The following is a 13,017-nucleotide window of genomic DNA, read 5'->3' on the forward strand; positions in this document are numbered from 1 at the left end:
ACGAGCACTTTGTCATTAAATACCTTGCTGTAATGCTACAATCTGTTCAAATTCATCTTTTAGTTTGTGGCTTAATCTTTCAAAAATCTCAAAGTACTTCATATAAATTTCGTGATTTTTAGGATTGGGTTGATAAGTCTCCACAGATTTTACGGTAGAAGCCGCCGCTTCCAAATTACTATAAACGCCTAATTGAGTAAGTCCCAATAAAGCTGTTCCTAAAGCTACGCTATCATGATGGTCGTTGACGTGAATGGTTTTTCCATACATATCAGTCAAAATTTGTGTCCACAAAGGCAAAGACGCATAAGCTCCGTTGATATAAATGCTATCGAAATTTCTATGTGTTTCAAGGATTTTTCCGATACTGTACATTTCAAAAAGAATTCCTTCAAGGGTAGCACGCACAAAATGTTTCCGTTCATGGCTGATGTTTAAGCCAAAGTACATTCCACGGGCGTTTGCATTCCAAAGTGGAGCTCTTTCGCCAAGCAAATAAGGTAAAAATAATAAACCTTCAGCCCCAGCTTTTACTTGAGCCGCTTCTTTGAATAAATCATTAACGACATCTTCAAAATCTAAATCTTCTGAAAAATCACCGAATTGGCGTGCAAACCATTCAAAAACTACTCCGCCATTATTGGTTGGTCCACCCGAAACATAATAGCCTTCTGCTAAGAGGTAATTAAAAAAGCGATTCTTTTTATCTTTCAATACTTCTTTTCCAGCCACACGCACAGCACCACTTGAGCCAATGGTAATGGTGGCCTTTCCAGAACCTACAATTCCAGCACCTAAAGTTGCCAAACAACCATCACTTGCACCGATAATTAAAGTGGTTTTGGCGGGCAAACCTAAAGTAAAACAATACTCTTTTTTCAAGAATAAATTGGTATTGAAAACCGAAAGTGGTTCTGAAAGTCGGTCGGCAGTAATGCCTGCAAAATCTAAAGAATCTTGATTCCACTTGAGTTGATGAATATCAAAAAGCCCCGTCGATGAAGCAATGCTATGATCTACAACGTATTCGCCAGTGAGTTGCTTGATGACGTATTCTTTCAGCGAAATAAATTTATATGTTTGTGCAAAACGTACTTGGTCATGGTTTTTCAGCCAAGTTATTTTTACAATCGGTGACATCGGATGTATTGGCGTTCCTGTTGTATTGAAAATATTTTCGCCTTTAGGATGTTTTTTTAAGGCTTCTGCTTCTTTTATGCCACGATTATCTGCCCAAATAATAGCATTTCCAAGTGGAGTTCCCATTTTATCAACCGCCAAAACACTGTGCATCGACGAGCTAAAACAGATTGCCGTTACTTTATATTTTTTAGGATGAATGTACTCATTCAATAAATTTTTTAGAATATAAAGCGTAGTGATAAAAATCTGTTCAGGGTCTTGTTCGCTATAGTCTGGCTGTGGATGAAAGGTTGGGTAAGAACCTTTTTTCCAGCTAAGCATTCGCCCATTCATATCAAAAGCATGAATTTTAACAGCAGAAGTATTGATGTCGATGGTAATGATGCAATCCATAGTTATTGTTTAAGCCATGAGCCGTGAGCTATTAGCTTTGAGCTTTTTTAAGTTTATAAAATTGGTTTCAGCTATCAGCCTTGAGCAATGAGCTTTGAGCTTTATGTCTGCAATAAAAAGAAGCTCAAGGCTGATAGCTCATAGCTGACAGCTAATCTGTATTCTTTCTAAACTCCCGAGGCGTGTAGCCTGTTAGTTTTTTGAAGGTTGATGAAAAATGCTGAGAGGAATAAAACCCTGTTTCCAAAGCAATATCCGTCAAACTTAAATCTTTTCTACTTAATAATTTAATGGCTTCTGAAATCCTAATATTGATAAGATAATTTAAAGGTGAAAAGCCCGAAACTGCTTTTACTTTTTCACTAAAAGCAGTTGTTCCCAAACCTACTAAACCAGCCATTTCTTCAACCGACCAAGGATATGATAAATTTTCACGAAGAGTTTGCTCCAATTTCAAAAATGTTTGTGGGAAATCTCGCCTGAGGTTATCCTGTTTACTCAAATGGCGTACCGCTGTAATCAATAATTCATCAATTAAATGGTTTACACGAGTTCTGTAGCCCAATTCTTTAGCGAATAATTCTACTTCAATATTTTGAAAAATCTGTTGGCAAGCTTTTAAACGAGTAAGAACAGGTTTTTTATTCAACGAAAGTATTTTACCGATTACTCTTTGGTCAGTTTCAGATATACTACTCCATTCACCCAAAACCAATTCTCCATTGGCTTCAAAGTGAAGGGGTTTTATGGTAATCCACATCAACGCTCCGATGTCGTAAGCACCTTTACTACTCCCGATTGTCTGCCATGAACAAGTAAGCGAAACATCGTTTGGATAAAGTAAAAAAGGTTGGCCATCAATATTCCAATCAAATTTCCCATCTACAATTAAGCAAATTTTGATGCCTTCACTTGCTTTTATTTCGTGGGAATTAAGCTGAATATTCTGGATTTTATAATTGGCAAACTCAATAATGTACGGGAAATATGATAATTCCTTCGCCTTTCCTTGGTACAGAATAAATTGACTCATCAGGTTTATGGAATAATGAATAGCATTATGCACTAGATTTTTTGTAAAAGTAGGTCAATTATTTATTACAATATTACAAAAATCACCGCTGTAAAAAAATGAAAGTTTTTCTTGAAATAACTATGCAAATTTGTGTCATCTAATACAGAATACAATCAAAAACACAACTATATTATACTTAAACTCTTATCCCCAAATTATTTAACTATGAAATAACTTAGATTAATCTGTTTAACCGATTCCCAAAGTATTAAAGTCAGAAGCATTTTGTATTTGGCTTTGATACTTTGCTCATTTACCTCAAGTGCTCAGGATTTGGAAGTTAAAAATAGTTACCAACCCAAGTAATCGTGTTGGCGAATGGGAACAAGTAAAATTCGTATTCGTGGATAATCGTCTTTCAACGGACAAAACAATTCCTAATTCGCAACTGGGGGTATTTGGCGTTTTGGTGAAAAATTTTAGCCTGACATAAAAAATATTTTGTTTGATGGCATTGAAGTATTATACGTTATAAACTTACTGATTATTGTATTTCCAAGACTCCATGTTTTGCATGGAGTCTTTATTTTATCTTTGAAATATTCAGGAGAAAATAGGGCGTGAAATCATCTTAATTTTTCTATTTTAGCTTTTTTAAATACCATTTTAATAATATTTATCCAACACAGTAAATTTTAACATTATGCAAATCGGAATTATAGGCTTAGGCAAAATGGGTTTTAACCTTGCACTTAACTTACAAAGAAATGGCTATGAAGTAATTGCCAATGATGTCAATGCTGAATTCGTTCAAAAAATTACCGAAGAAGGAATTGAACCAGCTAATTCTATTGAGGAATTAACCCAAAAATTAACAGGAAGAAAAGTAATTTGGTTGATGGTTCCAGCGGGTGAAATTGTTGACCAAGTAATAGAACAACTCTTACCTTTCTTGAATTCTGCTGACATTGTTATCGACGGTGGAAATTCAAATTTCAAAGCATCAAAAAAACGCTATGCTTATCTAAAAGGTAAAGGGATAGATTTCTTAGATTGTGGTACTTCTGGTGGTACTTCTGGTGCTTTAAATGGTGCTTGTACAATGATTGGCGGGGAAGATGAAGTATTTGCTTATGTAGAAAAAGTATTCAAAGATATTTCGGTAGAAAATGGATATTTACACACTGGTGCGGCTGGAAGTGGACATTTTACGAAAATGGTTCATAACGGAATTGAATACGGAATGATGCAAGCCATCGCCGAAGGCTTTGAAGTATTTGAACATTCTGAATTTGATATTGATTTTCATAAAACTGCAAAAATGCTTAATCATGGCTCAGTTGTAAGAGGCTGGTTGATGGAATTGACGCAAAATGCTTTCTCTAAAGACCCTAAATTAGACGCTATCAAAGGCATTATGCACTCTTCTGGTGAAGGAAAATGGACTCTGGAAACGGCTTTAGATTTAGGAGTACCTACTCCAGTAATTGCCCTCTCAGTAATGATGCGTTATCGTTCGCAAATGGAAGATACTTTTTCTGGAAAAGTAGTGGCTGCTCTTAGAAATGAGTTCGGTGGACACGCTGTAGAGAAGAAATAATTTTCATCCTTTTGCTTTGATAATTCACCGATTAAACATCCATGAACCATTTTTATATAGGAATTGATATTGGAACAACTGCAACCAAAGCAATTGTTTTTACAAACGAAGGAAAAATGATACAACAGTATTCTAAAGAATATGAAATGTATCATCCCGAACCTGATTGGAGTATCCAGAAACCTGCTGAAATTTTGGAGGCTGTTCTAATGTGTATTGAAAAAATTACGGAAAATACGAGTCCATTTTTTATCAGTTTTAGTTCAGCCATGCAAAGCCTTATTGCAGTTGATGAGCAGGGAAATCCACTTACAGAACTTATTCTCTGGGCAGATAATCGTGCAAGTGCAGAAGCAACTAAACTAAAAGAAAGTAGCACAGGCAAACAGTTTTATCAAAAAACAGGCATCCCGATTCATACTTTTTGTCCGATGACCAAAATACTTTGGTTGCGTGAAAATCAACCTGATGTTTTTGTAAAAACTTATAAATTCATCAGTATCAAAGAATATATTTGGCATCATTTAACGGGCGAGTATGTAGTGGATTCTTCAATGGCTTCGGGTACGGGTTTGATGGATATTGAAACGCTTACTTGGAACAATGATATTTTAGCACATTTGGGGATTGACGAAAGTAAGCTTTCCGAAATTGTAAGTCCAAAACATCAAGCTAAAACAATGGAAGGAAATCATACTTTAGTAATTGGTGGTGGCGATGGTGCTTTAGCAAATTTGGGAACAGGGGCAATGCAAAAAGGCAGAATGTCTTTAACCATTGGCACAAGTGGTGCCGTAAGATTACCGATTGACAAGCCATTTATTGATGATAAAATGCGGACGCAATGTTATCATCTAATTGATAATCAGTATTTAGTGCTTGGTGCAGTGAATAATGGTGCAGTGATTCTGCAATGGTTGAAAGAAGCCATTTTAGAGACAGAAGAATCTTTTGAATCTTTATTTGAACAAGCTGGAAGTATAGAGTCGGGTTCAAATGGTTTAATTTTTGTACCTTATTTATTAGGCGAAAGAGCACCCATTTGGGATGCTTCTGCACAAGGAACTTTATTGGGCATTACGATTAATCATACAAAAGCACATTTTATTCGAGCTACGCTTGAAGGCATTTTGTTTGGCTTATTAAGTATTACAGAAATCCTTTTTCCAGATAAAAGCCAAAGAAAGGAAATTACAATTATGGCAAGTGGGGGTTTTGCAAAAAGTGATGTTTGGTTGCAAATTGCGGCAGATATTTTTCAGATGAAAGTCGTCGTGGCTCAAACCATCGAAGGCTCATGTTGGGGAGCAGTAATGATTGGTTTGGAAGCTTTTGGTATCAATACGAATTGTCGTGATATTGAAGAAAAGATTTTTATGCCAAATCCTAAACATGAATTGGTGTATCAAGAAAACTATCGCAAATTTTCAAAAGTTTATGAAGCATTGAAAGATTTGTAAATGAATTTGATAAAGACAGGATAATTTGCACAGAAATTGTGCAAAAATTCGGATAATTTGCATAAATTTCGTGCAAATTATCCGAATGTATGTTTTGTCTAAGCAGGCAAAACTTTCAAAGCAAAAGCAAATTCTGCTTTAGTACTTTCTGGTAAATCAACCAATAAACCTTCTGAAGTTCTGGTAAAATTCAGCGAATTTCCTTTTCCTACTAAAATTACTTTCGCTATTTCTTTCGGGTAAAGAGCATTACCAGCCGATAAACTTTTAATCAGTAATTTATTTTCTGTTGGCTTTCCCAACGGAATGGCATAAAGTACATCTCCTTTGGTGGTGAAACGAATATCATTTACTGTAAAAGGTAAGCCTTTTCCTTCATTAAATCCTTGAGCCGAAAGTGGAGCGGCTTTTTCCATTGCGGGACCCTCGCCAAATACTTTCCAAGGTCTTGTCGCAAAAATGCATTCACTGTTAATTGCCATCCAGTCTGCAATGCCTTCTACCACTTTTTGTTCTTCCGAATCAATAGAACCATCACCTCTGAGTGGTACACTCAGCATCAAATTACCGTTTTTACTCACTACATCAATTAGCGTATGAACAACTGTTTTAGCTGATTTATAACGTTTTTGTTCGTAGATGCGACGGTCGTAATGCCAACTACCAATACAAGTATCAGTTTGCCAAGGAAGTGGTTCTATATTGTTACTTTGCCCTCTTTCAATATCCCAAACCATCGTTTTTCGTTGCTCTTCATCTAAGATTTTTCCATTGATGACGGCTTCCAATTTTCCATGTTTCTTAATACTTCTATTATAATAATGTGCGGCAAAACGCAAACCTACATTACTTGCAGGCCATAAAGGCAAAGCAGTATCATCGAAATAAACCAAATCGGGGTCGTATTTATTCACTAAATCGACGGTGCGGTTGTAGAAAGTATTGCAGTATTTTTCACTTGGTGGCGTAACGCCATTTCCCCAATTCCATTGTTTGTGAATTCCATTGATGTTTTCACTTCCTTCACTCAAAGCATGATTTTGGGCATATAAATCTTGCGGGTCATAGCCTTCCCAGAATGTTCCTTTACCATCTTTTTTAGTTATTTTCCCATCGTAAGGAATTCCTGCCAAAGCACCAGTTTTATCTGAATGTTGACTTCCCTCTAACCAAGACCAAGCATGAGCCGCATGAACGCTAACCCCAAAACGTAGTCCTTGTTTTTTGGTGGCTTTAGCCCAAGCACCAATTAAATCTTTTTTAGGCCCAAGATTTACTGAATTCCAAGGCTGATATTTACTATCATAATTATCAAAATTATCGTGATGATTCGCCAAAGCCATGAAGTACTTTGCACCAGCACGTTTGTACAATGCTAACAATTGATCAGGATTGAATTTATCAGCTTTCCATTCGTTAATGACGTCTTTAAAACCAAATTTTGAGGGATGTCCGTACTTTTCTACATGAAATTTATAGGTTCTACTTCCTTCAAAATACATTTCTCTGGCATACCAGTCACCAAATTCAGGTTGACATTGTGGTCCCCAGTGTGCCCAAATGCCAAATTTGGCATCTCTAAACCAATCAGGCGTTTGAAATTGTTTCAAAGACTCCCAATCGGGATTGAAAGGACCCTTCGCCATTGGTTCAAGTCCGTCACTCGCTAAACCATTAAAATTATTTTGTGCAATTGCTTGAGTAAGATGCAAGGCAGGAACAGTTGCCAGCATTGTTTTGATTAAATCTCTTCTTTTCATAAAATAAATTTTGAGGGTTTTTATAAATTATCCAAAATTGAATTGTGTAAGTAAAACACGATTTTCATATTTTATACTCTTTTACTTGTTGGAAAAAGAACAAATACTCCTTTAAAATTCACAAAAAGTATTAACGATAGCACTGTTTTCATGTTTGTTTAGTAGGCTCAAGAATTGTTTTTGGGATAAATTCTAAAATAATATTTGCAAATACAAGCTGTATTAATAATCTTTGTCTATCGGTTATGTAGTTTATTTATTTAATCTCAGATTCTTTTTGACGTATATTTATTAGCGTTTTTTATACATTATGATAACATATTTTTTAACAGTACCGGGTTTGGGAAGTTCAGGTTCCAACCATTGGCAAACAATTTGGGAAGAAGAGCATCCTGAAATATTCAGTAGAGTAGAACAAGAAGATTGGGATGTACCTGTAGCTGAAAAATGGGTTGAAACATTGAATGAATCAATAAAAAAACTAAACTCGCCAACATTATTAATTGCTCATAGTTTGGGCTGTTTAACAGTAGTACATTGGGCACAAAAATATACTTCTTCAAACATAGCGGGGATTTTATTAGTAGCACCAGCCGATGCGGAACGAGAATCTTTTCCAAAAGAAATTTCAGGTTTTTCGCCCATTCCAACACAAAGACTTCCTTTTGAGAGTGTAATAGTTGCTAGTACAAACGATGAATACGCTACCATAGAAAGAGCGAAAGAATGGGCTGAAAAGTGGGGAAGTCAATTTGTAAATATTGGTGCTTTAGGACATATTAATGCTAATTCAAATATTGCCGATTGGAAAGTGGGTAAAGGAATTATCAATTCAATCTTTAGTACTTCATTATAAATTTATATATTCATCAACATGCAAAATAGTATAGAAAGCAAACGTCCGAAGGCACTTCAGGCAAGCAACCTTGCACCCAATTTCAGTCTTTTAAAGGAAAATGGGCGTTGGACTACCCTTCCCAAAAATATCAATCATCAGGCTAATTTTACGCTAAGTGAAATGATGCTTTTTCGTCCTTTGGTATTAAGTTTTTACTCACCTGCTTGGAATGATTATGGAGAAATACATCTTGAATTACTTCAAAAAGCACATAAGCGGCTCAAGAATATTGGTGCTGAAATTTTAGTATTGACTGATGTTTTTACGGATGATTTAGACACACTGATAGACAAGTATAAACTCTCGTTTAATATTTGTCATGATCAAAACAATAAAATTGCAGAGCAATTAGGAGTATTTTCTAAGGATTATCCTATTTGGAAACGAATCACAGGGATTTCAAAAGAAGTACCGCTACCAGCAACGTTTATTATCGTCGGGAATTTATTGACTATCTACAGTTTTGTCGATGAAGATTTTGAAAGTATTTTCTCTATAAAAGAGATGGAAGCTTTTATCAAGTTGTATCGAAATAAATAGTTTTTTAGAAGCTAGAAAATATTTTGTCAAATAATCTACTAAGTCTATAGGATATAAAATATTTTATTGTAATTTTGTTCCATCAATTTAAAGCAAGGCACATTTATCAGTAAAAAAAGAAGTAACCATGCAAACAAACGGTCAATTAAACGCAATTATCTGGGATACTACATTTCCTATCAATATATTCAAAGGCAACACTGCTAAATTATCTCCATTAAAAATAGGTTCACGTTTACCATCTTTGTCTATTCCAACGGTAAATGGGGTTTGGCAAAATCTTTCTGAACAAGCCAATACTCAGAGACTAAGTTTTCAGCAAATTCAGCAAAATAAACCTTTGACAGTAAGTTTTTTATCTGGCGGATGGAATGAATATGGCTTGAAACACCTCAATACTTTGAAGGAATCTTATCAAGAAATTTTGGCATTGGGTGGTGATTTGTTAGTTGTTGTTCAGGCATCATTAGAAGAGACCAAAGAGCTAGTAACTTATTTCAATGTTCCATTTAATGTAGTGACCGACCCGAATAATCAAATTGCAAAACAATTTGGTGTTTATTCCCAAGAATATGCCGTTTGGGATAGAATCGCTGGGATTTCAGAAGACGTTCCTGTGCCTGCTACTTATGTAATTAGTCAGCAAGGAAGAATTGTATATGATGCCATTGATGAAAATTTTAGCAAGCCTTTTTCTCCTTCTGAAATGTTAGGAGCTGTATTTAGTGCAGTACACAACATTCCATATACTATTAAATATCGTGCAGCGGCATAACAAAACAAAAAAACAATGAATTTCAATTATCTAGCTTTCGCAGTTCCTTTCTTCTTGTTTTTGATTGGCTTGGAATTCTGGGTATCCAAAAAGAAAGGTAAACATTTTTATAATTTTAATGATACGATTTCTAACATGAGTGTTGGTATTGCTGAAAGACTTTTAGATGGACTTACACTCGGACTTTTTTATTTTGTTTACGATTATTTATACAGACATTTTGCACTTTTTCATATTCAGCCAAGTGTACTTTCTTGGATTGGATTGTTGTTAATTACAGATTTTCTTTGGTATTGGTATCACCGTTTAGGGCATGAAGTAAACTTACTTTGGAGTGTTCACGTAGTGCATCACCAAAGCGAAGAATTTAATTTTACTGTTTCGGCTCGTATTACTTTATTTCAGGCTGTAGCTCGTACTTTTTTCTGGTCTTTATTACCAATTGTGGGTTTTTCGGCAGAGTTGATTACTACCATATTACTTGTTCATGGTTTGTATCCATTTTTCATTCATACTCGTACAGTTGGTAAATTAGGTATTCTGGAATATATTTTGGTAACGCCTTCGCATCACAGAGTGCATCATGCCAACAACGAACAGTATTTAGATAAGAATTATAGCGATGTTTTTATTATTTGGGATAAACTCTTTGGCACTTTTGCAGAAGAAATTGAAGAACCAACTTACGGTTTAACCAAGCCATTGAACAGTAATAGTTTCTTATGGCAACATTTTCATTTTATGCTAGAAATGGGCTATGCTTTTAAATATGCTGAAGGTTGGAGAGAGAAACTAAAAATGATTTTTGGTAAACCTGAACTCATCAATCCTACTTACAGAAGAGTATTAGAACAAAAATTTGTGATTCATAAAACGGATAAAATACACAGTACACGTTTTAGAAATTATGTGGTTTTACAAATGGCATTGATATTAATCACATTGTTTGCTTTTTTACTCCTTGAAGGACAGTTAGATTTAGCCACACAAATAACCACAACTTTTATCATATTAATTACGCTTGTGAATTGTGGTGCTATTTTAGAACAACGTCGCTGGATTTTTTACCTTGAATATATTCGATGTTTTCTGATTTTATGGATTAGCTATATCTACTTTGAAAATACCATAAACCCTTACATATTAAGTAGTATCATTTTATTTGTCACACTGTATTTCAAAACATTAAATCGAGAGTATTTACGATTAATTTATGGGTTGAATAATAATTAAAGCAGCGATTTTACTTTATTTTTAATTACATCAAAATGGAAAACAATCAGTTCTTAAATAAGATATATGTTCGTTTGAAACTCAATAATCAGTTTGAACAAGTGTTAATGTGGTTCATTGGTATCGCTATTTATTTAATTGCCTTTAGCATTTTTATTGGTAAAGCACCTTTGCTGGATGCTGTTTATCAAACCAAAATATGGTTGGGCGAAGATTTTTTCCTTTACGTTGGTGTAGGTTTACTTGCTCAATTGGTTGACGGATCTTTAGGAATGGCTTACGGTATCACTTCTACTTCTTTTTTATTAGGAATCGGAGTACCGCCTGCACTAAGTAGTACAAGTGTACACGTGTCTGAAATGTTTACAACAGGAGCATCAGCTATTTCGCATTATCAGTTTAAAAATATTAACAAAAAACTATTCAGCGCTTTGCTTTGGGGTGCAGAAAATGGTTCTTTTGAATACGATGGTAAAATTACGCCCGTATCGCCCTTAAAAAAGCTTGATAAAAATTGGGGATTTGAAGTTACCTATTTTAAAGACAAAGCAGAATTTAGAACGAAAGTAAGAATTGTAGAACATGCTTTAGATATTTTCGGAGGAATTAAAGGACAACTTTGCAATGACAAAAAAGGTATTTGCATTCCATTTGAGCAGAAATTTCAATTTTAAATACTTAGTAAACAACCCTGAACTTAACAACATTACTTACATTTCATCAATAAATAATTACAGTGAAAATAGCCTTGAAAGCCTATTTACTTGAAAATTAATCAAACAACAATCTAAAAAATTAAACACCATGGAAATTTATTGTGATAACGCTGCCACAACTTCATTAGATTTAGAAGTATTGGATACGATGATTCCGTATTTAGCTAATCACTATGGAAATCCTTCTTCCAGTCATGGAATAGGGAGGAAAGCCAGAGAAGCAGTAGAAGAGTCCCGTCTGAAGATTGCTAGTCTTTTGAATGTTTCTGAGAATGATATTTTCTTTACTTCTGGTGCTACTGAAGCAAACAATCTGGCACTTTCTGGTGCAATTAAAACCTATGATATTAAAAATGTCATAACCAGTAAATTAGAACACAAAGCCGTATTACAAACACTTGGGCAGTATAGTCAGCAGAATGATTTAGAATCGGATTTTGTAAAACTTGATAGCAAAGGAAATATTGATTTCGAGCAATTAGAGTGGTTATTGAAAAATAATCAGCAGACTTTAGTGAGTTTGATGCACGGGAATAATGAAATTGGAAACTTAACAGACATCAAAAAAGTAGGTGAAATATGTAAGAAATACGACGCAATTTTTCACAGTGATACTACTCAAACCATCGGAAAATATCGATTTGATGTTAAAAAACTTTATATAGATTATATTGTTGGCTCTTCGCACAAATTTCATGGACCCAAAGGTGTTGGTTTCATTTATATCAATAAATATCGAAAAATTCAACCTCATATTTTTGGTGGTGCTCAAGAGAGAGGAACAAGAGGTGGAACAGAAAATGTAGCAGGCATCGTTGGCATGGCGAAAGCCTTAGAAATTGCTTACAGGAACTTGGAAGAATACCAGAATTATGTAGCTTTTTTGAAATCAAAGATGATTATGGCCTTACAAGATTTGTTTGGAGATGAGATTACATTCAATGGTGAAAGTGATTCTATTGGTAATAGCTTACCGAATATTTTAAACGTTGCTTTCCCGAATTTAAAGAAGGGTGGAGTCTTGGTAAATCGTTTAGATGCACTTGGTATTGCAGTTTCTGGAGGAAGTGCTTGTTCTAATTTAACTAATAATGGTTCACATGTTTTAAAAACTTTAAACCGTAATCTTGATAAAGACAGTGTGCGTTTTTCATTTTGTAAATATAATACTCCTGCTGAAATAGACTTGATTATCAAAGCTATTGTGGATATTTATGATCAAGATATTTTTGTTAGGAAGTTGAATCAGAAGAAATTATCAGCATTAATTTATGCTTAATTTTTATTGAAGAGTATGTTTTTTTGGAGAAAAATAGTATCTTTGTCTATCGATTATATAGAATATATTATTAAAATTTAAGCGACAGCTTTGTCAAAGCTTTTGGAAAGTCGGTGGTTGGCTCTCTTTGGTTTTGACGGGCTGTCGCTTAAACTTTTTAAGAATATACTTTTGGGGGTTTATAACCGAAATAAAGTAGATTCAA

General features: G+C 34.6%; 11 protein-coding genes. 8 read left to right on the top strand and 3 right to left on the bottom strand.

The genetic code is table 11. The features are described 5' to 3' along the window. Window positions 1–15: 15 nt before the first annotated feature. Window positions 16–1,536 carry a gluconokinase gene (locus HNP25_RS06620; protein WP_184132221.1) on the bottom strand — a complete coding sequence of 507 codons (1,521 nt, stop codon included), beginning with the start codon at window positions 1,534–1,536 and terminating at the stop codon, window positions 16–18. A gap of 151 nt (window positions 1,537–1,687) precedes the next feature. Continuing rightward, on the bottom strand, window positions 1,688–2,569 hold the full coding sequence (locus tag HNP25_RS06625) for a helix-turn-helix domain-containing protein (protein WP_184132224.1): 882 nt from the start codon (window positions 2,567–2,569) through the stop codon (window positions 1,688–1,690). Window positions 2,570–3,254: 685 nt separating this feature from the next. Here HNP25_RS06625 and gnd point away from each other — a divergent pair. Together gnd and HNP25_RS06635 are read left to right on the top strand one after the other, a co-directional pair. After that, window positions 3,255–4,151 carry a phosphogluconate dehydrogenase (NAD(+)-dependent, decarboxylating) gene (gnd, locus tag HNP25_RS06630; RefSeq protein WP_184132226.1) on the top strand — a complete coding sequence of 299 codons (897 nt, stop codon included), beginning with the start codon at window positions 3,255–3,257 and terminating at the stop codon, window positions 4,149–4,151. A 41-nt stretch (window positions 4,152–4,192) separates the two neighbouring features. Continuing rightward, complete coding sequence (locus HNP25_RS06635; RefSeq protein WP_184132229.1) at window positions 4,193–5,611, top strand: gluconokinase; 1,419 nt, start codon at window positions 4,193–4,195, stop codon at window positions 5,609–5,611. 98 nt (window positions 5,612–5,709) lie between these two features. Here HNP25_RS06635 and HNP25_RS06640 read toward each other — a convergent pair whose 3' ends face one another. Further along, entirely contained in the window at window positions 5,710–7,371 is a 1,662-nt protein-coding gene (locus tag HNP25_RS06640) for an alpha-L-fucosidase (protein ID WP_184132231.1), read from the bottom strand. A gap of 310 nt (window positions 7,372–7,681) precedes the next feature. Between HNP25_RS06640 and HNP25_RS06645 the strand changes: the two genes are divergently transcribed. The 6 genes from HNP25_RS06645 (at window position 7,682) to HNP25_RS06670 (ending at window position 12,812) form a co-directional block, all read left to right on the top strand. Next, complete coding sequence (locus tag HNP25_RS06645; protein WP_184132234.1) at window positions 7,682–8,227, top strand: RBBP9/YdeN family alpha/beta hydrolase; 546 nt, start codon at window positions 7,682–7,684, stop codon at window positions 8,225–8,227. Window positions 8,228–8,245: 18 nt separating this feature from the next. Further along, window positions 8,246–8,809, top strand: coding sequence for a redoxin domain-containing protein (locus tag HNP25_RS06650; protein ID WP_184132237.1), 564 nt, complete (start codon window positions 8,246–8,248; stop codon window positions 8,807–8,809). Between the two features lie 127 nt (window positions 8,810–8,936). After that, window positions 8,937–9,584, top strand: coding sequence for a redoxin domain-containing protein (locus HNP25_RS06655; protein WP_184132240.1), 648 nt, complete (start codon window positions 8,937–8,939; stop codon window positions 9,582–9,584). Between the two features lie 15 nt (window positions 9,585–9,599). Continuing rightward, on the top strand, window positions 9,600–10,817 hold the full coding sequence (locus HNP25_RS06660) for a sterol desaturase family protein (RefSeq protein WP_184132243.1): 1,218 nt from the start codon (window positions 9,600–9,602) through the stop codon (window positions 10,815–10,817). Between the two features lie 35 nt (window positions 10,818–10,852). Next, window positions 10,853–11,491 carry a sulfite exporter TauE/SafE family protein gene (locus HNP25_RS06665; RefSeq protein WP_184132246.1) on the top strand — a complete coding sequence of 213 codons (639 nt, stop codon included), beginning with the start codon at window positions 10,853–10,855 and terminating at the stop codon, window positions 11,489–11,491. Between the two features lie 130 nt (window positions 11,492–11,621). Further along, window positions 11,622–12,812, top strand: a complete 1,191-nt coding sequence (locus HNP25_RS06670) for a cysteine desulfurase family protein (RefSeq protein ID WP_184132249.1) — start codon at window positions 11,622–11,624, stop codon at window positions 12,810–12,812. Window positions 12,813–13,017: the final 205 nt, after the last annotated feature.

This window comes from Arcicella rosea (assembly GCF_014204325.1).
Taxonomy (GTDB): domain Bacteria; phylum Bacteroidota; class Bacteroidia; order Cytophagales; family Spirosomataceae; genus Arcicella; species Arcicella rosea_A.

Coding starts and splice junctions, on each gene's coding strand:
- HNP25_RS06645 (WP_184132234.1), top strand. CDS start 7,682: ATGATAACATATTTTTTAACAGTACCGGGTTTGGGAAGTTCAGGTTCC.
- HNP25_RS06670 (WP_184132249.1), top strand. CDS start 11,622: ATGGAAATTTATTGTGATAACGCTGCCACAACTTCATTAGATTTAGAA.
- gnd (WP_184132226.1), top strand. CDS start 3,255: ATGCAAATCGGAATTATAGGCTTAGGCAAAATGGGTTTTAACCTTGCA.
- HNP25_RS06635 (WP_184132229.1), top strand. CDS start 4,193: ATGAACCATTTTTATATAGGAATTGATATTGGAACAACTGCAACCAAA.
- HNP25_RS06620 (WP_184132221.1), bottom strand. CDS start 1,536: ATGGATTGCATCATTACCATCGACATCAATACTTCTGCTGTTAAAATT.
- HNP25_RS06660 (WP_184132243.1), top strand. CDS start 9,600: ATGAATTTCAATTATCTAGCTTTCGCAGTTCCTTTCTTCTTGTTTTTG.
- HNP25_RS06650 (WP_184132237.1), top strand. CDS start 8,246: ATGCAAAATAGTATAGAAAGCAAACGTCCGAAGGCACTTCAGGCAAGC.
- HNP25_RS06655 (WP_184132240.1), top strand. CDS start 8,937: ATGCAAACAAACGGTCAATTAAACGCAATTATCTGGGATACTACATTT.
- HNP25_RS06640 (WP_184132231.1), bottom strand. CDS start 7,371: ATGAAAAGAAGAGATTTAATCAAAACAATGCTGGCAACTGTTCCTGCC.
- HNP25_RS06625 (WP_184132224.1), bottom strand. CDS start 2,569: ATGAGTCAATTTATTCTGTACCAAGGAAAGGCGAAGGAATTATCATAT.
- HNP25_RS06665 (WP_184132246.1), top strand. CDS start 10,853: ATGGAAAACAATCAGTTCTTAAATAAGATATATGTTCGTTTGAAACTC.